This window comes from Mesorhizobium liriopis (genome assembly GCF_024053505.1).
GTDB classification, from domain to species: domain Bacteria; phylum Pseudomonadota; class Alphaproteobacteria; order Rhizobiales; family Rhizobiaceae; genus Mesorhizobium_B; species Mesorhizobium_B liriopis.
This window is the reverse complement of the sequence record NZ_JAMXQS010000002.1, coordinates 506829-528500: the sequence shown is the minus strand read 5'-3', so window position 1 is coordinate 528500 and position 21672 is coordinate 506829. Positions and strand designations below refer to the sequence as shown.

Sequence of the window (21672 nt, the reverse complement as noted above, 5' to 3'; positions counted from 1 at the left end):
TCCTCCGTCAGTTTCTGCGCTTGAGTGCACCGATGGCCATCGCAAGCAAGATGAAGCCGCCGTTCAGGGCGTAGCGATACGGCGCGCCAAGGCCCAAAAGGGTCAAACCGTTGCCAAGAAAGCCGATAAACAAGGCACCCATGAGCGTTCCGGGAATGCTCATCTCACCCCGACGTGAAGCGAGTGTGCCGAGATAAGCGGCAGCGAAAGAGTCGAGGAGAAACGGCTCTGCACCACGCGGCATCGCGATGCCGGTGCGTGAAACGAGCGCCACGCCCGCCAAGGCTGCAAGGACACCTGCGATGACGAAACCCAAACCAAACGTCATGCGAATGTCGATGCCGGCCAAGAATGCGGCGCGGACATTGCTGCCAACCGCTTTGGCGTAACGGGCAAAGCGCGTGTAGCGCATGACCACGAAAGAAATCAGAAAGACCGCTATCGCAAGCACGATCAACGCCGCAATCGGACCGAAGTCGCGTTGACCCAGCCACAGGAAGTTGCGCGTGACGCCGCGTGGCAGTGTGAACAATATTTGCGGCTCGGCGCCGTTCGTAGCCATCAGTTCACCCGAGCGTATGACAAACATCATACCAAGCGTTCCAATGATGGCAGGCACGCCGATATAGGCCATCAGCACAGCGTTCACGAGGCCGACCACAAGTCCGAAAAGCAGGGGGATCGCAAAGGCCATCCAGACGGGATAGCCAGCGATAATAAGCATCGCTGCTATTAGACCTGCGGCATCTGCCGTCTGCGCGATTGAGAGGTCCACGCCGCGCATTTTCATGACGACGGTTAGCCCCAGCGCCATGATCATTACGATTGCACTCTGCCGAAAGACGTTCTCAATGTTACCAGTCGTCAGGAATGCAGGCTTCAGATACCAGAAGATAGAAAGCACGGCGATCATGCCGAGGATTGCGCCATAGTCGCGCAACAAGCCAATCACTGCGGCAGACGATGGGTGTGGCTTCGAAGTCATGGAGACCGACATCGCAGAGCTCCTTAGAAGATCAGGACCTGGCCGATGCCACGCTTGTGGATCACGCCGAGTGCGATGGAGAGGATGAGGACTATGCCCTGGATGCCAGGCAAAGCTTGGCTCGAAATGCCGATCAGAATCAGACCGTTTGAGAGTGACGCGAGGAAGAGCGCTGCAATGAGCGTGCCGACAACGTTGAGTTCGCCGGCGCGGTTGAAGGTGCTGCCCAGGAATGCGGCCGCCAATGCGCTGATGAGAAAGTCGATACCGGTCGCCAGTGCCGATGCGCCATAGGCATAGGAAGCCAAGATTACACCGGCCAAGCCAAGCACTAGCCCGCCGATCATGAAGGAGGCCGTCGCGTAGCGAGCGCGGCCAACGCCGCGGAGTTCAGCGGCGACGAGGTTCTGGCCGACGGCATACATGCGCAAACCAAGTCGGGTGTGCTTTAGCACGAAATGCAAAATGGCGGTGGCCAAAAGCAGGAGGATGAGCACGAAGGGCACCGGGCCGATATAGCCCTGCCCGATGAAGAAGAAGCTTGGCTGGTTGGAAAGCGTCAACGCCTGGCCGCCATTGTAGAGTAGCGTTGCCCCCATCGCGACGAACATCGCCCCGAGGGTCGCCACAAAGGCCGGCATGCCGAAGACAAGCACCAGTGCGGCGTTGATTGCGCCAGCGAGCAGCCCGATAAGCGCGCCAAGCCCGATGGCAGCGGCCGAGCCCATGCCTGCAATCATCGTTCCAGCTGCCAAGTTAGTAGTAAACTGGCTGACGGCACCGGCCGACATGTCGAAGCCGCCGGCAATCAGCACAACGGTCAAGCCAAGTGCGATGAATGCAAGGACGCTGCCCTGCTTCAGGACGTCGAAGATGTTGTTGAGGGAAAGGAACTGCGGGGCGAGGATCGCGATCAGTGTCAGAACGACGACCATCCCGCCGATTGTGCCCCAGCGGGCCCAGAAACTTTGCGACGCTGCCATCTCAGCGCCGGATGCGATCGCCGTCGCCGACGGCATCTGGGTGGCGGCGTCATCAGCCGGAGAGGCGTCGGCGTCCGCATTCGGCATCACCTCGTCTGCGGACCCCGATGCCCAGTAAAGCAGTGTTTCGGGCGTCGCCTCGCCGGGCTGAAACAGTTTATTGATACGCCCCTTGTGCATGACGGCGATTCTGTCGCTCATGCCGGCGATTTCCTCGAAGTCTGACGAAATGAATATGACGGCCGCACCACGGCGTGCCAGCTCAATCATCTGCTTGTAGATCTCAACCTTGGAGCCGACATCGACGCCGGTTGTCGGCTCATCGAAAAGGAACACCTCTGCATCGCCTGCAAGCCAACGGCCAATGACTATCTTCTGCTGGTTGCCGCCGGATAGGTTCCGTGTCAGCTGGCTCAGGTTCGGCGGCTGGATCCGCAGCCGCTCAACAAGTGAGGTAGCGGTTGCTCGCTCACTTCGAAATCCGATGATGCCGAAGCGCGAGAACCGCGACAGTTCAGGCAATGTCAGGTTCTCACGCACAGTCATGTCGGTGACAAGACCCTCGTGCCGCCTGTCTTCCGGGATGAGCGCAAAACCTTCGCGCTTGGCCGCGCGCGGGCTGGCTGGACTGGATGGCTCACCGCGGAGCATTACCGAGCCGGCCGACCGCGGCAGAGCGCCGATTAGTGAAAGCGCAAGCTCGGTTCGTCCCGCGCCCATCAGTCCGGCAATGCCGAAAATTTCGCCGCGCCGGACGTCCAGATCGACGCCGCGCAGCATATTTCCCTGGGCGAGCCCGCGAACTTCAAGAAGCGGCTCACCAATCGCGATAGTCTCTTTGGGGTAGAGCTGTTCGATGTCGCGACCAACCATCATCTGAACGATACCAGCGCGTGACGTTTCGCCAACATCCATGGTCGCAACCAGCTTGCCGTCGCGCAGCACAGTGACGCGGTCGACGAGGTCGAGCACTTCGTCGAGATAATGCGAGATATAGATAATCGTCACGCCAGCATCTCGTAGGCTGCGCACGATGCCGAAGAGGAGTTCAGCCTCGTTGTCGCTCAGCGAAGCTGTGGGCTCATCGAGAATAAGAATACGAGGTTTGCGCACCAACGCTGCGGCAATCGCAGCAAGTTCTCGTTGGGCGACGCTGAGTTCGGCAACCAACGTATCCGCATCGAAGGTGGCGCCAACCTGCCTCAGTGCATCGGCTGTCCGCGCACGCATCGTGCTAAGGTCCAGCACACCACCGGTGCGCGTGATTTCACGGCCCAAGAACACGTTGCGGGTGACGTCGAGCTGCGCCACGAGCGGCTGATCCTGATGGACGATCGCTATAGCATTGGCCTCAGCGTCTCGCGGGTCACGAAACCGCAGCGGCTCGCCGTCAACAAGCACGTCACCATGGTCGGCACGATAGACACCGGTCAAAATTTTCACCAGGGTCGACTTGCCAGCGCCGTTTTGGCCGAGAAAGGCATGAATCTCGCCGGATCGGATGGTGAGCGAAACGCCGCTTAAAGCGACCACCCCCGGAAACTCCTTGCCGATGTTGCGGCATTCCAAGACAGGGGTTGCGAGCCTGACCTCAGGACGCGCGACTGCGATGGTGCTTGTCATGGGACAGACCCTCGGTAGGCAAACTATAAGAAAAGGCGGCGGCCCTTACCGCCACCCTGCACAAAGGCTATCAGGGAAGGATTGGGTGCACGACGATTAGGTCGCCGTTCTGCGCCCAACGGCCTTCTACATCGGCCCGCGGAATGGACATCTCGTCCCAAATCCCTGCACCCCAGCGCTTCTCGGCAGAGGCTACCCCATTGGCGTGCGTGGCCAGCCAAGCGTCGGTAAACAGTGTGCTCGGGAACTCTTTCTCGCCACCGATGCCCTTCAGTAGGATTTCAGCGGCCAGCGAGCCGATGCGTGGAACGTCTTGAACAACGGTCGCCACGAAGGGGCTTTCCTCGTCCAGCAGCATTTGAAAGCCGACGCGGTCGCCGTCGATCGAAGCGATTTTAATTTCATTGCGGTCGTTGCGGCGGACAGCCTCAACAGCACCCGATACGAGCAGGTCGTATGCGCCCCAGACTGCGGCGACACTGCCTGGCTCGGGATTGGCAGTCAGAATGTCCTCCATCTGCGCCTGCACTCGTGCTGCGCTGTGCTCGGTCGGCACTTCATGCAGCTTGACCTGCGGATAGTCGGAGACCATTGCCTGCAGAATACGCTTGCGGGTCTCAAGGATTGGCGCGCCTGGCACCCAAAACACGTACACATCGCCTTTGTAGTCAATGCTGGACAGCAGCGCACGGCTCACCATCGCTGACATCAACGCGTCGTCGCCGCCGACATCTGCCAGCACACCTTCGGTCTTTGAGCCGATCGAGGTAGTCACGACCGGGATACCTGCCGCCGTCGCCTTGGCAACTACTGGCGCAAGCTGCTGCGCGTCGCCGAGCTGCACTACAATTCCGGCCACCCCGGAATTGATCAAGCTCTCGATATTTTCGTTGTGCTTGCGCGGATCAGCTCCCCCATCGGTCACAACAACCTCTGCGCCAGCTGCCTTTAGTACCTTCTCAGCGCCAGCGATAATGTCACGATTATAGTCGTTGGTAATTTCTCGGGCAGCGATACCGATCTTTTTGCCCGCAGCATCTTGCGCTGCGGCTGCGCCAGTAGAAACCGCCAATCCGAGTGCGATCGGCAGTGCAAGTCGTTTCAAGGTAGCCGAAATCATTATGTCTCCTCCCTAACGCAACCGCCAAGCGGCGCCACCCCTTATAGCCGAGCAATTGATCGGGGATCAATCAAAAACTCGCTGCAATACCGTTCGATAGCAGCAAAATTGGATAAATACGCCTCAGATTGCCTGGGTATCGATCAAAAGCTCGGATGGGCTTAGGTTAAACTTGGCCTCCGCTTGGTGGGAGACGCAGCGCCAGATCATGCTCGTCACCAAAGTCTGGGGTAGAGAATGAGAACCCCACCTCAGGTCTTTATGAATCAATATTTTACAACGATCGATTACGGCGGGATCTCAAAAGCAGGATCCCATATGATACGCGAAGCAAATCCAACGCCCTCCGTCCCCATCGACTTTGCGTTCTGGCCTGACATCATGTGGTAGATAGGGTTTAATCTTAATGCATCGTTGGCCGCGCAACTTACGGCTGAAGTGGCTGACGAAGCTTGTCCGGTTGGCGCGGACGGCCACAAGGCGCGGCGACCGGCGCAGGTGTCTTGTAGCCGAGCGGTGAGTGCGGACTGACGGCATTCCAGTCCTCGTGCCGTCCTTCGATAACGATCCCAGCCTTGGCCAGGCTGTAGAACCCCTCACCGTTATGACATCCAATACGAAGCGCTGATGTCGAGAGCACTCCAAGCTGATGGTGCCTAGCAACAACCTTCAGATCAAGGCATCGTGGCTTCAATCGCATGAAGTCAACGAAGGACGGCAGTGCTGCAGGCATCCTCGTCCGGCTTGAGCAATAAAGGTAGAAACCCGGAAAAGGTCGGCACCAATGGATCAAAGCCAAGTGCGGATTGGCTTACAAGTAGGGTTGCTAGTACACCTTCAAATACACCGACGTAATACCGTCAGCATTTCACCAAGGCTCAAACACTAATAAGAATTGCTTGGACCTTTCAGCGCGCAGTGAAGCCCCCATCAACGGGGAGAAGCGCGCCGGTTATGTAGCTTGCTTCATCGCTGGCCAGAAACAGAATAGCCTTCGCCACCTCATCCGCTGTCCCGATGCGGTTCATTGGTGTATTGCTTATCGTCTCCGCACGCATGGCGGGGTCTTGATCGCGCACCATTTCCGTGTCGATCAGGCCAGGTAGGACCGCGTTGGCGCGGATGCCGCGAGCGGCATAGGTGACAGCCGCGTTGAGTGTCATCAACGTCACAGCACCTTTGCTTGCATGGTAGGATAGCTGTCCTGAGCCGGCCACCAGCCCCCAGATCGACGAAACATTGATGATGGAGAGGGGCCCGCGCCCCAGCATCAATGCACAGACGGCGCGCATGCCAAGCATTACGCCAGTTTGATTGACGGCCACGACCTTTTCCCAAGCGGCAAGGTCAGTGCCGTGAACTTCTGAACGCTCTTCAGTGACGCCGGCTGCGTTCACTAAGATGTCGATGCAGCCATGCTCTGCAGCAATCGCGTCGACCAAGATCTGCCATGCAGCAGGTGAGGACACATCAAGCTTGCGGTAGGTTATGCCTTTCTCGGCATCTGCAGGAGCGCCTTCGATGATGTCGGCCGAGATCACGGTTGCGCCCTCTCGCGCCATGCCCTTGGCGGCTGCGCCGCCCATACCTCGATATCCTCCGGTGACCAGCGCAACCTTTCCCTTGAACCGCATGGGACATCCTCTCTAATCGCGTTGATTACGTATTGCCATTCCATACGCCGTATCGTATTGCAATACTTAATATTGGAGATGGAATGGCACTCGAAGGTGACAGCTCTCAAACGAAGCCCACTCGGAGCCGAACGGGAAACGAGCGCTCACCACTATTCATTCAGTCGCTAGAAAAGGCGTTGTTCGTCCTAGAAGCTTTTGCATCAGCGGAGCACCTTCTCGGACTCTCTGAAATTTCCAGGATCAGCGGGCTCGATAAGCCAGCAACTCAACGATGCGTTCACACGTTGGTCAAAACTGGCTATCTTGAAAAAGACCTACAGTCGGGCCGCTTTTCACTTGGAAAGAAGGTCCTCGACCTGTCCTTCCATTATCTCCGGGCGCACCCGCTAGTTCTGAAAGCTACACCTGTGCTGCTGCAACTGCGGCGCGACTGCGGCGAACGTACCAATCTAAGCCTCTTCGATGGAACAAGCGTGGTCTATGCGCTGCGGCTGCATGGCAAACGGGAATACCCACAGTATTCAACGCTGATTGGCCGTCGCATGCCAACCTTCTGCTCAGCTGGTGGGCGCGCAACTCTCGCTCGCCTGCCCGAAGATGAAGTACGCGAAATCCTAGAACAGTCCGACTTGCGCCCGCTAACTGCTGTGACACTGACCGATCCTGATGAGATCCTCGCTAAAGTCAGGCATGCAGCGCAACTAGGCTACGGCTTTGTGAACGGCGAGAGCTCTCCGGGAGAGCTTGTAGTTGCAGCCCCAGTGATTGACGCTGCGGGCCGCCCCATTGGAGCCGTTCACATCGCTGGTAGCGGTTCGAAATGGCAGGCGGAAGAGTTCGAGCGCCGCTTCGCGCCGCAGGCAATGGAAGCAGCGAACTACTTGAGCCATAGCAATGGTACGGCCTTGCCGAGCTTTGGCGGACGCTCAGCTGACGGGCAGTCCGATGGTTGATAGGGGCAATCCAGAAGCCGAGGTGCTTGGATGGCTCGCAGCTCAGGGACCTGCGATGGAGCGGTTGCTCGGTGTGCTGGTTGATGTTGACAGTCCCAGTGGGGACGCGATTGGCATTCAAACCGTTGCGGACCGGGTTGAAGCCTTCCTTCGTAGCCATGGCATTGTGGTCACGCGGCCAGGCGCTGACTCTACCTCAGCGATGCTACATGCTTCGGTCGGTCCAGAACACGGGCAAGCACCACTCTTGCTCGGCCATATGGATACTGTTTTCCCTGCCGGTACTGTTGCGCATCGGCCGTTCCACATCGAGGGCGAGCGGCTGCTTGGACCTGGCGTGGCTGACATGAAAGCCGGGCTCGTGATGAACAGCTTCGTGCTGGCCGCCTTCAGTCGCCTTGGTGCAGATGCGCCCAGTGTTCGCAGTCTTTACACAGTGGACGAGGAGGTGGCTTCGCCCTCTTCCCGCAGCACCATCGAGGCTGCGTCCTTAGATGCATCTTGCGTGCTCAACGCCGAACCAGCGCGTGCAAACGGCAATGTAGTGGTGAAGCGCAAGGGCGGGCTGTTTCTACAACTAACCATAGAGGGGCAATCTGCGCATTCAGGAGTTAACTTCACTGAAGGCGCCAGCGCTATTGAGGCGATCGCCCACAAGATCGTAGCTATCACTGCTTTGACTGACAACGCAGTGGGCATCACTGCAAATGTCGGTCTCGTGTCGGGCGGCCAGTCTGTTAACACGGTGGCACCCTATGCCGAAGCGGGTATCGACATCCGCTATCCAGTCCGCGAGCAGCGGGAGGGCTTACTCGCGCACATCAGGGCAATCTGCACAGCTACTGAAGTCGCAGGCACGCGCACCACGATCCAAGTCACTGGCGAGTTTCTGCCGATGGAGCCAAGTGAACAGTCCCTGAGACTGTTCGAGGCTTACCGCCAGGGCGCGGCCGAGATCGGCTTCACAGTCGATGGAGAAAGCACCGGAGGATGCTCGGATGCGGGCCTATCCGCATCTCTAGGCGTACCCACGCTCTGCGGCCTCGGACCGATCGGAGGAAACGCCCACACCACGAACGAATATGTCGAGCGCGCATCTCTGGTGCCTCGTGCCCAGGCGCTCGCCCTACTCGTTCTCCGCCACGGCACGACCCGGCTTGAAGACCGAGCGTTGCTATCAACTAAACCCACGCGGCCGAAGGGGGCCGCCAACCAACAATGGGAACCAACATGACAAGGACTCAACCCGCGCGCTTACGGCTCAAGTCTCTGGCGCTCACCTCTACTATACTCTTCTGCTCATTCGGTGCAGCACATGCCGAAATGCTGCCCGCACCCACAGTTGAGAGCCTGACCACCTGCGATGCAACTGAAACCGAACCCGTCCGCATTGGAATTCTTGCCCCGCTGACTGGACCGACCGCGGCAGATGCGAGCGACTATTCCAGGGCGGCCGGGATTGCGGCCGAGGAGCTGAACGCAGCGGGAGGCGTTTGCGGCAAAGGAAAGCGTTACAAGTTCGAGCTCGTCGAAGCCGACGCGACCAGCATGCGCAACGACGCCGTGGTCACGGCCTTCCGTCGCCTCAACGATACCGAAAACCTCAACGTTATCCTATCGCCCTATGCCAGCACCTCGAACTTCGAGATAGACTTGATGGCGCGGGAGAACATGCCCTACTTGATCTCGGGCGGCGCGGAATCCACCAAAGCCATTATCCAAAAAAATCCTTCCGCATATCCGACTGTATGGTCGCGCGTGCCGGACTATGGCGGCTACTTCACCGATCTGCCGCCGCTGCTTAACCAGTATCTAGAGTCCGGCAAGCTCAGTTTGCCGGCGAAAACCGTCTACATCATCGGTTCCGATGATCCTTATGGATCGACCATCGCCAACGGACTTGCCAAGGTGTTCCGCGAAACTGGCTGGGACGTCGTCGGCGAGGATACTGTGCCCTTTCAGTCCGTCACCGACTGGCGCACCCAGCTTGCCAAAATCCGTGAAGTTGATCCAGCGGTGATCGTCAACACGGAATGGTCTGCATCGGGCTCAGCCACCTTTTTCAACCAATTCTTTGAACAGCCGACCAAATCGCTCGTTTTCCTCCAGTATGCGCCGTCGATTCCTGAATTCCAGACCGTCACGCGCAACCAGGCAGCAGGCGTCATGTACTCTATGTTGGGTGGTGCAATCGACAGCCGCGAGGATACCAAAACGATATCGGCAAAGTTTGCTGAGAAGTTCGGTCCAGGAGGCTACTTCTCGGTTGCCGGCTACAATGCGGTTCAGCTCTACGCGCTCTGCCTCAGTCAAGGGAACGATCCGACTGATCGGCTAGCCGTCGGGACCTGCATTGGCAAACTCGATGTAGACACTCCTTCCGGCCGCCTCGCATTCGACGCTGAAACGCATCTTGCGCGCCAAGGCAACGACTACATGCCGACACTTTTCTACCAGCTTCAGTCTGATGGAAAGCCGGCTATCGTCGCACCTGAAGCGGTGTCACAAGCGCCCTTCGCTACTTCGCCCTGGATGAAGTGAGGCAACGGCTCCCCGCTTGCGCATACAAGCGGGGAGCGCATGCCCCTCCCGGATACTCCGATGACCAATTCCGATACAATTCTGGCCGTTAAAGGCCTGGGAAAGTCGTTTGGCTCGCTTGTGGCAGTAGACGATGTCTCCTTCACAATTAGACGCGGCGAAATCCTGGGCATTGCAGGGCCGAACGGCGCCGGTAAGACAACACTATTCAATCTGCTTTCCCGCAACCCCATCGTGGCCGATCGCGGCCACGTGATATTCGACGGACAGCGCATTGATCGCCTCTCCCCGCATCGTATCTTTCGAGCCGGGCTCGCTCGCACGTTCCAGAAAGAAACCGCCTTCTTCAAGCTCACGGTGGCAGAGAACGTAAGGCTTGGAGCGGTCTATGGCGCGGGCCTGCGCGGGGCTGCCGCAAACGCTGCGGTGAATGCAGCCCTCGAGATGCTGGAACTGACTCCCCTAAAACATCAAGAAGCCGGCGCACTGACTGTCTACGGCACCAAGCGCCTGATGATTGCATCCGCCATGGTGGCTTCACCCAAGCTTCTCCTTATGGACGAGCCAGCGTCTGGTCTCAACACAATCGAACAGGCAGAATTAAAGACGCTGATCCTGCGCCTGCGTGACCAGGGCACTTCGATCCTGCTCATCGAGCACATTCTGCCACTTTTGTTCGGGGTGTCCGAGCGCGTGATGGTGATGGACTTTGGTCGTAAGCTAACTGAAGGCTCCCCCGCCGAAATCGCACGCGATCCTCGCGTGATCGACGCCTATCTCGGCGGCGTGAACTCGGAGAGCGCCCATGCAGCTTGAGGTCGAGAGCTTGCGTACCGGCTATGGTCGGATCGAGGTCCTGCACGGCGTGTCGCTGTTCGTGAATGCCGGTGAAGCAGTGGGCCTGTTCGGACCCAACGGCCACGGTAAGACCACGCTCCTGCGCGCCATATCCGGTCTTCTGCCCGCAGCGCAAGGCACCATCCGCTTCGACGGACGCAACATTGCGAATGGTTCGGCCGATGCGATCGTAGAAGCCGGCATCATACATGTGGCACAAGCAAGTGCGCTGTTCCCTCGCATGACGGTGTTTGAAGCGCTGACGCTGGGTGCCTACCGCAAAGCGGCCTGGCCTCACCGTAAAGCGACGCTGGAGAAGGTCTTCGCCATCTTTCCACGCCTTGCGGAGCGGCGTTCGCAGAACTGTCGCACGCTGTCAGGGGGCGAGCGCCAGATGGCGGCCATCGGTGTCGGCTTGATGGCCATGCCTCGTCTCCTGATGCTGGACGAGCCCACGCTGGGCCTGGCGCCGAAGATCCGGCAGGAACTGGCTCGCCAGATCGGTCTCGTTGCCCAAACCGGCACCAGCCTCGTCGTGGTCGACCAAGACGTCGATCTTCTGCTCGGCCTTTGCGAGCGCCTCTACCTTATCGAGAACGGCATGGTGGCATTGGAGATCAACGACCGCAGCGAACTGCAGCACCAAGACATCGTTCAACGCTATTTTGGGACGGCCGCCTGATGAGTTCTGTGATCGTCGCCGGCCTCGTGTCCGGCTCCATCTACGCGCTAATCGCAAGCGGCCTGTCGCTCGTTTGGGGCGCGCTTGGCGTATTCAACTTCGCCCATGGCGCCCTGCTGATGGCGGGCGCCTTCGTCGCGTGGTTTGTGTCAGACCCCGCAGGCCTTGACTTGGGCCTCACGGCCGGCGTCCTCACGTCCATGATCTTCATGATCGCGGCAGGCGGCGTCCTCTACGTGCTGCTCGTTCGCCCCTGGCTCGGCAAGCCGGCGGCGGAACTCACAGTGATCATGACCACGGTGGCCGGCGCGATGTTCCTTGAGAACTTAGCACTGTATACTTTCGGGGCCCGCCTAAAAGCGCTCGATCAAGTGGTAACAGGCACCGTTTCCGTTGCGGGCACCGCCATGCAGGCGCAGAATCTGCTAGTGATCGTGCTGGCACCTGTCTTGCTCGGCGGTCTTGCGCTGTTTCTAAAGCTTTCCAAGCATGGACTTGCCATCCGCGCTATCGCGCAGAACGACGAGGCTGCGCGCCTGCTCGGCATCCGGATCGAGCGAACTTATTTTCTCACCTTCGCTGTCAGCGCGCTGCTCGCGGGCGTAGCCGGCGTGATGATCGGCGGCCTTTTCAACATCACGCCTTCCATGGGCAGTGACCCCCTGCTCCGCGCCTTTCTCGTGGTAGTGTTCGGAGGGCTAGGCAGCCTGCCTGGCACCGTGATTGCGGCCTACCTTATCGGCCTGATCGAAGCCGCAAGCTCCTACTACATCGGCATCTACTGGACCCCTGTCGTGTTGTTCAGCGTGCTGATCCTGGTTCTCCTAGTGCGGCCCAACGGTCTCTTGGGGAGAGCGCCATGAGCCTGCCTTCCACCCCTCTCCGGCTCGCCGCGGCCGTTGTCGTACTCCTGCTCGCCATCCTCCTGCCGTTCGTTGTGACAGGCGGCGCCGCAAAGAACCTCGTGGTTCTGGCGCTGCTATTCGCGGTGGTCGCTTCGAACTGGGACCTGACGCTTGGTTATGCCGGAATCTTCAACTTCGCGCATGTCGCCTTTTTCGGCATCGCCGGCTATGTGAGCGCCATCGCCACCATCTATTTCGGCCTGCCCGTTTGGCTGGACATCGCACTCGCGGTAGCCGTGGTGGCGGTGCTTGCAGGGGTCACCGCAGCCCTCGCATTGCGGCTGCGCGGCATCTATGTCGCGCTCGTCACATTTGCCTTCGTGCAGCTATGCGTAGCCCTCATCATCAGCCAGAAATGGCTGACGGGTGGAGCAGTGGGCCTGGTCGGCGTGCCCGATCTCGCCCTTTTCGGCCACCGCTTGTCCCCATCCGGCCCCGATTACCTGATTCTGGCCGAGTTACTCTTGATAGCCTCCACGGTCTTTCTGCGCTTTCTCGTGCGGTCCGATTTTGGTCTCAGCATCGTTGCCTTGCGCGACAACGAGGCCTATGCGGTCGCCCGTGGCATCTCGGCCACGCGCCAGCGCGTACTGGCCATGGTGGCGAGCTCGCTCTTCACGGCCGCCGCGGGTGCGGTTTATGCCCACTATCTCATTGTTGCCTCGCCGGATGTCTTCTCCTTCTCACTGACCACGCTCATTCTTTCCATGGTGCTGCTGGGCGGTGGAGCCACGATCTATGGGCCGATCATGGCAGCAATCGCACTGACCGTCGTCACTGAGCAATTGGCTGGATTCGGCGTGGTGCGCTTCATGATCATAGCCGTCTTGATCGTGCTCACCCTGCGCTTCCTACCGGGCGGGCTGTGGTCGCTCGGGGAACGGCTGACGGTGCTGCGCAGAAACAGCAAGCAGGGAATTGGGGCATGACAAGCTTGATATGGCCGGACGGACACAAGGCGGCGGCGAGCCTTTCCTTCGACTTCGATGCCGAAACCGTATGGATCGCCTTCGACCCCGAGAACGCCAAGCGTCCAGGTGTCCTTTCAGTCGGTCACTACGGTGCCCGTGTGGGCCTTCCGCTGATCCTCGACACATTGAAACGACATGACGTGCGGGCCACCTTCTTCGTGGTCGGTCAGAACGTCGAGCGCTATCCCGATCGCGTGCGCCGCATTGTGGACGAAGGCCATGAGGTTGCCGTCCATGGCTACACCCACACCCCGCCCCAGCGCCTGACACCTGCCGAGGAAGAGGCCGAACTTGTCAAGGCGCGCAATCTTCTTAGCAACTTGGGTGCCAATGTAAGAGGCTACCGATCCCCTTCTTGGGATGTCAGCCCGGCGACGCTGGATCTCTTGGACAAGCACGGCTTTCTTTATTCCAGCCAGATGATGGCCGACATCCGGCCCTACCGTCATGCTGCGAACAAGGTGATTGAGCTGCCGATCCAGTGGCTGCTCGACGACTGGCCGTTCTTTGCCTTTGCGTCCGGCGACATGGCACGGCCGATCCAGAGTGCGGCCACGGTAGAAGCCACATGGCTGGAAGAGCTGGACGCCGTTCACGCACTCGGCGGTCATTTCATTCTTACCATGCACCCGCAGGTAATCGGTCGTCCTGGGCGCATCGCCATGCTCGACCGCCTAATCGGACGTATCAAGGAGCGCGAAAACATCTGGTTCGCCACATGCGGCGAAGTCGCGGAATACGCGGCAACGGCACTTGCACGCGACGACACTGTGGCGATGTTCGGAGCTTAATCCATGACGCGTTTCACAGGCAAGCGAGCGTTCGTTTCTGGAGCCTCCGGCGGCATCGGTCGTGCGGTGGTCGCGCAGATGGTCGCGGAGGGCGCCACTGTCGCGGGCCTCGACCGCGATGTGGCCGGCATGAAAATGATTGAAGCTGCGCATCCACGCCGCTTCTTTGGCATCATGGCGGACCTCGCGGACGTGGAAGCCGCACGTGAAGGCGTCCATTCTGCCGTCATCGCTCTGGGCGGCGCACCCGATATGGTCGTCAATGCAGCCGGCGTTTATGCGCTGGCGCCCGCGCTCGATGTTGAGCTGCCCGATTGGGAGTTCAACCAAAGCATCAACCTGCGTGCTTCCTTCTTCGTCTCGCAGGCTGCGGTGCAGGCACGGCGCGACGCTGGCACAAACGCTCCGATGAGCATCGTCCACGTCTCCTCCACGGGTGCCGTCCGCATGGGAACAGGTGACGCAGCCCTTTCCTACGGCGCTAGCAAAGCCGGCCTGATCGGACTGACGGTGGGCATGGCGGCCGACTGGGCGAAGATAGGCGTCCGCGTCAACGTGGTGGTGCCTGGGGTGATCGACACAAGCATGGTGCGTCTTATGGACGATCCTGACGTGGGCCGCGCCTGGCTGCAGGCACGCGTCCCGTTGAACCGACTGGGGCGCCCGGAAGAGGTGGCAAAGGCCATCTGCTTCCTCGCTTCGGAGGATGCCTCCTATATCACGGGCACCCAGCTTGTGGTCGATGGGGGTTATCTCTGTGTCTGAGCTTTCGCCGATCGAACTCTTGGAACAACGCCTCCGGCAGCTGAGCGCGAGCGTCGATGCGGAGTGGAGCATCTACGCTCATTTCACAGGCGGCTCAGAGGAGATCGACATCGACGCGGATCGGCAGCAGGACACAATGAGCCTGATCAAGGTTCCGCTGCTTGTCGCGCTCATGCGCGCGGTGGAACGCGGCGAAGCAGATCTCAACGAACGCATCGTGCTCGAAGACGACCACAAGCGCCTAGGCACTGGCGTACTCTTTCTGTTCGAGAGAGGAGCATCTTTTACGCTTCTCGACGCGGCATGGCTGATGATTGTGGTTTCCGACAACACGGCGACCGATCTTTGCCTGCGCAGTGTTGGCGGTCCTGAAGCCGTCAACCGGGAGATGCGCGCGCTGGGTCTCGACAACATCGTCATGACAGGCGACGCGCTTTCCTGGTTTCGCGCGCTGGCCGGCAGCATGGACCCCAACCTCGCATCTGTCTCGCCTAGCGAGCTCGTCATGCGCGGCTACCCTTTCAAGACCCCCGCAAGTTTCTCAGCAGCCAGAGAGCGATTTCACTTTGGCGATGCGAACCGGCCATTCAGCTTGGCTAGCGCCCGCGCGCTTGGCCAGCTAATGCTTCAAGTAAGGGACAACCGCTGTGCCTCGCCAGAGTCCTGCGGCTTGATGCTGCGCATGCTTGGAGGCCAGCAGCTCCAGACTATGTTGCCCAAGTATCTCTGGGGCGTCTCCTGCGCTCATAAGACAGGCAACTTTCCCCCTTTCATCTCGTCAGATCTTGGGCTTTTCACCCCACCATGCGGCAGGGCTGTGGTCATCTCAATCATGACCCAGCGCCATCGCGGCCAGCGTGCCTTGGTCGAAGATACGGTTGCTCGTATGGGCGAGCTAATCGTGCACACCGCAGAAGGTATGTCCGGGAGCCCGTAGTTCTTCAAATCATCTAACGGCTGGCCGCTCAGACTGCCGGGGAGGACGAATGATTTTGCTGAGTTCCTATGTGGGTGAGAGCCAAACGTTCGGTCTCCCGTTTGTTTACTGCTACTATCTTCAGTAAGCATTGGGCGATCAGCTTAGACGACTGAAGGGATAGACTTCCAACTGCTAGTGGAGTGGTGGGCCTGATCGTTGTCGACTATTTCTTGCTGGGCTGGGCCCTCTCCTGGGGTCGCACGGCAGAGCGATAGTTTAACAGAGGATGCCAACTCGCGAAGCAATGCTGGTTCCCTACAAACTCGTCTCCTCGACCCAGATCGCTCCCTGTTCACCAAACAGAATTCCCTGTTATCTTCGACAGGGAATTTCCTCATAAACCACTGATACGCATCTGAATTCCATTGCATCAACACGCGTGGAGACGTGAGTTCGTTGGATTTCCCTGTTTTTGGCGCTTTATGAGGGAATGCGGCAGTAGAGACGCGTTCGCCTATGACTGCCTGCTCCACCAAATTTTCCCTAAGTGCTTGGTTTTCATAAAACGCCTACGATAACAGGGCTTCAGACGTTCCTCGTGTTACACAAGGGGTATGGACGAGTTGCCTGACTGCAAATGCCTGAAGCTACGTAATGGCTTCTAGTATTGTCGCAGACGCGTTCCACCTGAGCTTGCTGAAGCATTCGGTCAGAAAATCGTCCAACGGTCCCTCAAGACTGGGGTGATTAAGGAGGCCTCCGACGTCGAAGCATTCTCGATGTCGAGCACGATGCGCGGTTCGTAGCGCTTATTCCCAATCTCTAAGCGACCCCCTCCAGCCGCGAGTTCAAGCTCGAGACAATAAGGCTGGTAAAGGATCGAGGCGTTGCCGCGGCACAGGCAGCTTGTGATCCGTATCTCCATGAGAACGTGCTGCGCAAATGGGTCCGTGAGACGAGTGCTGACCCGCACCATGCCATTCCCGACCACGGCCAGGCGAGGCCGGAGCAGTTGGAGATCGACCGGTTGCACAAGGAGTGGCGAGGCTGAAGGCGGAACGCGACGTCAAAAAGGCCTCAGCCTACTTTGCGAGGAAAGTGACATGAGGTTCGCTTTCATCGCGAAGCACCGGAGCATCTGGCCGGTGGCATGGCTGTGCAGTGCGTTGGATGTATCCGCTCAGGCTTTCATACCGGCCTCAGCCGAGTTCGAGAACAAAGCTATGCTAGTTTGACCCATTGTCCGAAAAGCCGACAGCAGGCCTCTATCGGTCGGACTATGCGGCTGTGCTCGCGTGGTCCATGCATTAGGCACGATCGTCGCTTTTCTGAAGAAGAGCTTGTGCGATCTGCGATGCGTTGGCGACGTGAATGGCAGCAGCCTGGGCAGCCTCGGCTCGATTGCCCAAGCGGATTGCCTCAACGATCCTTCCCATCTGTGTCGGGCCTTCGATGTCGCGGCGCTTGGTGTTGATCGTCATCGAGCGCAGATGATTGATCCGGGCCGTCAGCGAGGAAACGATATTCCAAGCGACATCGCATTCGGCGGCGGCAAACATCGTCCGGTAGAATTCGATGGTTTCGGCCAGCACCTGCCGCATGTCGGACACGGCATAAGCCTCACGAATGCGCGCGAGGACTGCATCGAGTTCGTCGGCCGCAGCAGCGCCCTTGCGCTCGGCGCAAATGCCGGCGGCCATGCCTTCGAGCGCGCCGCGGATTTCGTAGATCTGGCGCGCTTCTTCAAGGGATGTCTCAGCGACTGCCGGCCCGCGCAGGCCCGTGGAGGATACGAGCCCTTCCGACTCCAGATGCCGCAGCACTTCGCGCACGATGGTCCGGCTGACACCAAGCTGCTCGCAAAGGTCGCGCTCGACGAGACGCTCGCCCGGCTTGAAGTAGCGCTCAAGGATCGATTCCCGCATCTTTTCGAGCGCCAGCTCTCGCAGCGTCCTCTGGGGACGCTCGACCCTGATATGAGTCGAACGTTTGTTCGGTGCCGTTTCCGCTGTCACCGCCATGCCGTTTCCACCATGTTGTTATTCGTTATGATTTCAGCTCACGTCTCGTCAGCAAAAGACATGAGCGGTTCTCGGGTCGAAACCGAGCCAGACCGTATCTCCCCGCGACAGGCCGTCAATAGCGTCATGGCCGAAAGGCAGGCGGATGGCGACAGGCTCGCCCCAGCCGGTAGTCGTCGCGACATGGACATTGCTGCCGAGAAAAGTCAGGTCGTCGACGCGCACCGGCAGCGCACCGGTGGCGGCCGGCTGGTTGCGATGCAGCTGGACGCGCTCGGGGCGCAACAAAAGCGCGCCCTCATTCCGGCCGCCGCCCCTGGCGTGAAGCGGGACGCCCTCCACCAACCAATCATCGCCCAAGCGTATGTCCGCAGATTGGCCGTTGGAGGCCACCACCGCGCAGGACAGAAAATCGCTGTCGCCAATGAACTCCGCGACAAAGCGCGTGGCGGGCTCGGCATAGAGTTCCGAGCCGGTGCCGACTTGATCGATCACGCCCTTGGAAAAGACCGCGATACGGTCCGACATGCGCAAGGCCTCCTCCTGGTCGTGCGTGACGTAGAGAATGGTGACTTCCGTTTCCTGGTGGATGCGCCGGATCTCGTGCTGAATTTCCTCGCGCAGCTTCTTGTCGAGTGCGGAAAGCGGCTCGTCCATCAGAAGCACCGGCGGATCATAGGAGAGCGCGCGGGCGAGCGCCACGCGCTGCTGCTGGCCGCCCGACATCTCGGACGGCCGGCGGTCCTCGAAACCTTCGAGGCGAACCAGCTCCAGCATCTGCTTCACCTTGGCGTCGATCTCGGCTCTGGATTTGCGCCGGACCTTGAGCGGAAAGCCGATATTCTCAGCCACCGTCAGGTGCGGAAACAGCGTGTAGCGTTGAAACACCATGCCGATCTGGCGCAGGTGCGAGGGTGTCGAAAGAAGCGAGCGGCCTTCGAGAAGGATGTCGCCTGCCGTCGGGTCTTGGAAGCCCGCGAGAATGTAGAGCGTGGTCGACTTACCCGAGCCGGAAGGCCCGAGAAAAGTGAGGAACTCGCCCCGGCGTATCTCGAGGCTGACATCCTGTACGGCGGTGACCTTGCCGTAGTCCTTTCGGATGCCGCGGATCTGAAGAAAGGGTGCGGTCACGATTTGAATCCTTTGCGCACAAGAGCGACGAGCATCATCAGCAGAATCGTGAAGAGAACGAGCAGCGTCGACGCACTGGCGATCACCGGGGTCAGGTCCTGACGCAGGGTGGTCCAGATGCGGACGGGAAGTGTCTGCAGCGTCGGGCTCGCCATGAAGATCGCCAGAACCACTTCGTCCCACGAAGTCAGAAACGAGAAAATCGCAGCCGAGAACAGGCCGTGCCCGATGGCCGGAAGCGTCACGCGGAACTTGGCTTCGAGCGGGCTCGCCCCGCAAAGCACAGCGGCATCCTCGATCGATTTGTCGAAGCCTTCCAGCGCATTGGTGATGGCAAGAATGGAGAAGGGGAGCGCCACCACGAGATGGGCGATCACGAAGCCCGTCACGGTGCCGTTGAGCCCTAGTCGCAGGAAAAAGGCATAAAGCGCGACCGCCAGCACCACGACCGGCAGGATCATCGGCGTCAGGAACAGCGCCTTCAGCGCTTCACGCCCCTTGAACCGGCCGCGAACAAGCGCGAACGAAGCGCAGAGCCCGATGCCGACCGAAAACACGGTGACGAGTGCCGCGATCTTGAAGCTCGTCCAAGCGGCCTCGATCCAACGCGGGTCGGCGAAGAATTCGCGATACCAGCGCAGCGTCCACGAGGGTGGCGGAAAGATCAGCCATTGCGAGGAGCCGAACGACAGGGCCGCGATGAAGAGGATGGGCAAGAGCAGGAAGGCGGTGGTCAGCGCCGTGATGCCGACCAGGACCCATTTCCACGAGCCAAGGCGCTCGAAGTGCAGCAGCATGGTCAGCGCCCCCCCATCTGCGAAGTGCCGAACAGTTTCAGTTGAAGCGCGTAGAGCGCGAGCGTCACGACAAGAAGCACAAAGGCCGCGGCACTGCCCATGCCCCAATTCACGAGAGACTGCACGAACTGCGCGATGAGTTCGGCCAGCATCATGTTGGATGTGCCCCCCAGAAGCGCTGGCGTCACGAAATAGCCGAGCGACATCACGAAGACCATCAAAGCGCCTGCGGCCATGCCGGGGGCCGCAAGCGGCACGAGAACACGCCAGAGCGACTGCCAGCGCGTGGCTCCGCACAGCGAAGCGGCCTGAAGGATGGCCGGATCGATACGCCGGATCACGCCATAGAGCGGCAGGATGATGAAGGGCAGCATGATATAGACCATGCCGATCGTGACGCCGACGAGGTTGTTGACCAAGGTCAGCGGCTGGTCGATGAGGCCGAGATTCATCAGCGTCTTGTTGACGATGCCGGTGCGCTGCAAGAGCACCATCCAGGCATAGGTCCGCGCGAGAAGGTTGGTCCACATCGACAGAAGCAGGATCGCGAACACGATCCGCGACCAGTGGGCGGGCATGATAGCGAGCGTCCAAGCAACCGGAAAGCCGATCAGGAGCGACAGCACGGTGACCAGGGCCGACACCAGGAAGGTGTTCAGGAAAATGCGCAGGTAGGTCTCAGAGCCCAGAAGCGTCGCATAGTTGCTCAGACCCGGCTCCGGTTCGAGAACGCTGCGCAAAAGCAGCGACACCACGGGCAAGACGAAGAACAGGAAAAGCAGGATAAGCGCGGGCATCGCCGGCCCAAGAGTCTTGGGCAAGAGATTTCGTCGCGGCGCGCGAACGACCAAAGCGGAGGTGCTCGATGCATTGGACATGGTGTCTCGCCATCCTTCCGGTGATGAGATGCCGTGTTCGAGGTTTTGGCTCCCCGAACCTCTGTGGATATTCTGGGCCGTCACCGCGGCCCAGAACAAGCCAAACAAGCCGGCTGACGTTTACTTTGCCTGCCAGGCGTACCAGCGGGTCCCGATCTCGTCGCGATGCTGAGCCCAATAGTTCATGTCCGCGTTCACCTGCGAAGCTGTCTGCTTGTCGGGCAGCGTACCGGCGATCTTGGCGTCCATCAGCGCCGGCGAGTCGGTGTTGGTGGGCGCATAGCCCGTCGCAGTCGCCATGTCGGCCTGCGCCTGTGCCGAAGAGGCGAGCGCTATGAATTTCATCGCCGCTTCCTTGTTCTTCGCTCCTTTGGGAACGACGAGGCTGTCGGCTGCCGTGATGTTCTGCTCCCACGAGGTCTCGACGGTCATGCCATCGGCGGCCAGTGCGGTCAGGCGGCCATTCCAGAACGAACCGAAGGGCGCTTCGGCGGACGCCAGAAGCTGCTGCGACTGCGCACCGCCCGACCACCAGATGATGTCGGACTTGATCGTGTCGAGCTTCTTGAAGGCGCGATCGAGATCGAGCGGGTAGAGCTTGTCAGGTGTCACGCCATCCGCCAGCAGTGCCGCTTCGATCACGCCCGGCGCCGACCACTTGTAGAAGGTGCGCTTGCCCGGGAACTTCGCGGTGTCGAAAAGGTCGGCCCAGGTCTTCGGGCACTCGGCGACGGCATCCTTGTTGCAGCCGATCACGAAGGAATAATAGAACGAGCCGACCGAGTAATCGGTGACGAAGCGCGGATCGAGCTTGGTCTTGTCGATCACCTTGAAGTCGAGCGGCTCCAGAAGCCCCTGAGCGCCGGCCTGCACGGCATAATCGCCCTCCACATCGACCACGTCCCAAGTGACGCCCTTGGCTTCCACCATGGCCTTGAGCTTGCCGTAGTCGGTCGGCCCGTCCATCAGCACGTTGACGCCGCTTTCAGCCGCGAACTTGTCGGCCCAAGCGGCCTTCTGCGCGTCCTGGGTGGTGCCACCCCAGGACGTGAAGACCATGTCTTCGGCCTTCGCCATGCTTGTGATGGCGAGGGTTGCGGCGAGTGCCGCGAGGATTGCTGTTTTCTTCATCT

18 protein-coding genes and 4 pseudogenes are annotated in these 21672 nt (G+C 59.7%); 13 read left to right on the top strand and 9 right to left on the bottom strand.

All coding sequences use genetic code 11. From position 1 onward, the window contains the following. Positions 1–7: 7 nt before the first annotated feature. The 4 genes from NGM99_RS05515 to NGM99_RS05500 all read right to left on the bottom strand — a co-directional run bounded on the left by NGM99_RS05515 (position 8) and on the right by NGM99_RS05500 (position 6345). On the bottom strand, positions 8–997 hold the full coding sequence (locus NGM99_RS05515) for an ABC transporter permease (protein ID WP_252816813.1): 990 nt from the start codon (positions 995–997) through the stop codon (positions 8–10). An 11-nt stretch (positions 998–1008) separates the two neighbouring features. Next, the gene (locus tag NGM99_RS05510; protein WP_252816811.1) at positions 1009–3591 is read right to left on the bottom strand and encodes an ATP-binding cassette domain-containing protein; all 2583 of its coding nucleotides are present in this window, start codon (positions 3589–3591) and stop codon (positions 1009–1011) included. A gap of 70 nt (positions 3592–3661) precedes the next feature. Next, complete coding sequence (locus NGM99_RS05505; protein ID WP_252816810.1) at positions 3662–4711, bottom strand: substrate-binding domain-containing protein; 1050 nt, start codon at positions 4709–4711, stop codon at positions 3662–3664. A 908-nt stretch (positions 4712–5619) separates the two neighbouring features. Next, positions 5620–6345: an SDR family NAD(P)-dependent oxidoreductase gene (locus NGM99_RS05500; RefSeq protein ID WP_252816803.1), complete on the bottom strand. Its 726-nt coding sequence runs from the start codon at positions 6343–6345 to the stop codon at positions 5620–5622. Between the two features lie 83 nt (positions 6346–6428). On the opposite strand from NGM99_RS05500, the gene NGM99_RS05495 reads away from it, so the two are divergent. The 13 genes and pseudogenes from NGM99_RS05495 to NGM99_RS05445 form a co-directional block, all read left to right on the top strand. After that, a complete protein-coding gene (locus tag NGM99_RS05495) occupies positions 6429–7301 on the top strand; it encodes an IclR family transcriptional regulator (RefSeq protein ID WP_252816801.1) in 873 nt (290 codons plus the stop codon). 55 nt (positions 7302–7356) lie between these two features. After that, entirely contained in the window at positions 7357–8535 is a 1179-nt protein-coding gene (locus NGM99_RS05490; RefSeq protein ID WP_252816799.1) for a M20 family metallopeptidase, read from the top strand. Between the two features lie 89 nt (positions 8536–8624). Continuing rightward, the gene (locus NGM99_RS05485) at positions 8625–9842 is read left to right on the top strand and encodes an ABC transporter substrate-binding protein (RefSeq protein ID WP_252816797.1); all 1218 of its coding nucleotides are present in this window, start codon (positions 8625–8627) and stop codon (positions 9840–9842) included. A gap of 120 nt (positions 9843–9962) precedes the next feature. Then, positions 9963–10400 (top strand): annotated as a pseudogene (locus NGM99_RS21900) (ATP-binding cassette domain-containing protein); the annotation flags it as partial. Beyond that, a complete protein-coding gene (locus NGM99_RS21895; protein ID WP_435371395.1) occupies positions 10398–10658 on the top strand; it encodes an ABC transporter ATP-binding protein C-terminal domain-containing protein in 261 nt (86 codons plus the stop codon). The pseudogene NGM99_RS21900 and the gene NGM99_RS21895, both read left to right, overlap by 3 nt. Further along, entirely contained in the window at positions 10648–11361 is a 714-nt protein-coding gene (locus NGM99_RS05475; RefSeq protein ID WP_252816794.1) for an ABC transporter ATP-binding protein, read from the top strand. The genes NGM99_RS21895 and NGM99_RS05475 overlap by 11 nt, the downstream gene beginning before the upstream one ends. Beyond that, entirely contained in the window at positions 11361–12224 is an 864-nt protein-coding gene (locus NGM99_RS05470; RefSeq protein ID WP_252816792.1) for a branched-chain amino acid ABC transporter permease, read from the top strand. The genes NGM99_RS05475 and NGM99_RS05470 overlap by 1 nt, the downstream gene beginning before the upstream one ends. Then, positions 12221–13195, top strand: coding sequence for a branched-chain amino acid ABC transporter permease (locus NGM99_RS05465; protein ID WP_252816790.1), 975 nt, complete (start codon positions 12221–12223; stop codon positions 13193–13195). Before NGM99_RS05470 ends, NGM99_RS05465 begins: the two co-directional genes overlap by 4 nt. Beyond that, positions 13192–14028: a polysaccharide deacetylase family protein gene (locus tag NGM99_RS05460; RefSeq protein ID WP_252816788.1), complete on the top strand. Its 837-nt coding sequence runs from the start codon at positions 13192–13194 to the stop codon at positions 14026–14028. Before NGM99_RS05465 ends, NGM99_RS05460 begins: the two co-directional genes overlap by 4 nt. Positions 14029–14031: 3 nt before the next feature. Continuing rightward, on the top strand, positions 14032–14793 hold the full coding sequence (locus NGM99_RS05455) for an SDR family NAD(P)-dependent oxidoreductase (protein WP_252816786.1): 762 nt from the start codon (positions 14032–14034) through the stop codon (positions 14791–14793). Then, positions 14786–15730, top strand: coding sequence for a serine hydrolase (locus tag NGM99_RS05450; RefSeq protein WP_252816784.1), 945 nt, complete (start codon positions 14786–14788; stop codon positions 15728–15730). Before NGM99_RS05455 ends, NGM99_RS05450 begins: the two co-directional genes overlap by 8 nt. Before the next feature lie 659 nt (positions 15731–16389). Then, positions 16390–16518 (top strand): annotated as a pseudogene (locus tag NGM99_RS21700) (hypothetical protein); the annotation flags it as partial. A gap of 56 nt (positions 16519–16574) precedes the next feature. Then, positions 16575–16919: pseudogene (locus tag NGM99_RS05445) on the top strand (IS3 family transposase); the annotation flags it as partial. 100 nt (positions 16920–17019) lie between these two features. Here the strand turns inward: NGM99_RS05445 and NGM99_RS05440 are convergent. From NGM99_RS05440 to NGM99_RS05420, 5 genes and pseudogenes are all read right to left on the bottom strand, one after another. Beyond that, positions 17020–17733 carry a GntR family transcriptional regulator gene (locus NGM99_RS05440; RefSeq protein WP_252816782.1) on the bottom strand — a complete coding sequence of 238 codons (714 nt, stop codon included), beginning with the start codon at positions 17731–17733 and terminating at the stop codon, positions 17020–17022. A gap of 48 nt (positions 17734–17781) precedes the next feature. Beyond that, positions 17782–18864: an ABC transporter ATP-binding protein gene (locus tag NGM99_RS05435; protein ID WP_252816780.1), complete on the bottom strand. Its 1083-nt coding sequence runs from the start codon at positions 18862–18864 to the stop codon at positions 17782–17784. Continuing rightward, the gene (locus tag NGM99_RS05430; protein WP_252816777.1) at positions 18861–19661 is read right to left on the bottom strand and encodes an ABC transporter permease; all 801 of its coding nucleotides are present in this window, start codon (positions 19659–19661) and stop codon (positions 18861–18863) included. The genes NGM99_RS05435 and NGM99_RS05430 overlap by 4 nt, the downstream gene beginning before the upstream one ends. Before the next feature lie 2 nt (positions 19662–19663). Further along, positions 19664–20434 (bottom strand): annotated as a pseudogene (locus NGM99_RS05425) (ABC transporter permease); the annotation flags it as partial. A gap of 225 nt (positions 20435–20659) precedes the next feature. Beyond that, positions 20660–21670 carry an ABC transporter substrate-binding protein gene (locus tag NGM99_RS05420; protein ID WP_252816774.1) on the bottom strand — a complete coding sequence of 337 codons (1011 nt, stop codon included), beginning with the start codon at positions 21668–21670 and terminating at the stop codon, positions 20660–20662. Between the last annotated feature and the right edge of the window lie 2 nt (positions 21671–21672).

What these genes read in the sequence shown, in the direction of transcription:
- NGM99_RS05515 (WP_252816813.1), bottom strand. Translation starts at nt 997, where the DNA reads ATGTCGGTCTCCATGACTTCGAAGCCACACCCATCGTCTGCCGCAGTG.
- NGM99_RS05510 (WP_252816811.1), bottom strand. Translation starts at nt 3,591, where the DNA reads ATGACAAGCACCATCGCAGTCGCGCGTCCTGAGGTCAGGCTCGCAACC.
- NGM99_RS05505 (WP_252816810.1), bottom strand. Translation starts at nt 4,711, where the DNA reads ATGATTTCGGCTACCTTGAAACGACTTGCACTGCCGATCGCACTCGGA.
- NGM99_RS05500 (WP_252816803.1), bottom strand. Translation starts at nt 6,345, where the DNA reads ATGCGGTTCAAGGGAAAGGTTGCGCTGGTCACCGGAGGATATCGAGGT.
- NGM99_RS05495 (WP_252816801.1), top strand. Translation starts at nt 6,429, where the DNA reads ATGGCACTCGAAGGTGACAGCTCTCAAACGAAGCCCACTCGGAGCCGA.
- NGM99_RS05490 (WP_252816799.1), top strand. Translation starts at nt 7,357, where the DNA reads ATGGAGCGGTTGCTCGGTGTGCTGGTTGATGTTGACAGTCCCAGTGGG.
- NGM99_RS05485 (WP_252816797.1), top strand. Translation starts at nt 8,625, where the DNA reads ATGCTGCCCGCACCCACAGTTGAGAGCCTGACCACCTGCGATGCAACT.
- NGM99_RS21895 (WP_435371395.1), top strand. Translation starts at nt 10,398, where the DNA reads ATGGACGAGCCAGCGTCTGGTCTCAACACAATCGAACAGGCAGAATTA.
- NGM99_RS05475 (WP_252816794.1), top strand. Translation starts at nt 10,648, where the DNA reads ATGCAGCTTGAGGTCGAGAGCTTGCGTACCGGCTATGGTCGGATCGAG.
- NGM99_RS05470 (WP_252816792.1), top strand. Translation starts at nt 11,361, where the DNA reads ATGAGTTCTGTGATCGTCGCCGGCCTCGTGTCCGGCTCCATCTACGCG.
- NGM99_RS05465 (WP_252816790.1), top strand. Translation starts at nt 12,221, where the DNA reads ATGAGCCTGCCTTCCACCCCTCTCCGGCTCGCCGCGGCCGTTGTCGTA.
- NGM99_RS05460 (WP_252816788.1), top strand. Translation starts at nt 13,192, where the DNA reads ATGACAAGCTTGATATGGCCGGACGGACACAAGGCGGCGGCGAGCCTT.
- NGM99_RS05455 (WP_252816786.1), top strand. Translation starts at nt 14,032, where the DNA reads ATGACGCGTTTCACAGGCAAGCGAGCGTTCGTTTCTGGAGCCTCCGGC.
- NGM99_RS05440 (WP_252816782.1), bottom strand. Translation starts at nt 17,733, where the DNA reads ATGGCGGTGACAGCGGAAACGGCACCGAACAAACGTTCGACTCATATC.
- NGM99_RS05430 (WP_252816777.1), bottom strand. Translation starts at nt 19,661, where the DNA reads ATGCTGCTGCACTTCGAGCGCCTTGGCTCGTGGAAATGGGTCCTGGTC.
- NGM99_RS05420 (WP_252816774.1), bottom strand. Translation starts at nt 21,670, where the DNA reads ATGAAGAAAACAGCAATCCTCGCGGCACTCGCCGCAACCCTCGCCATC.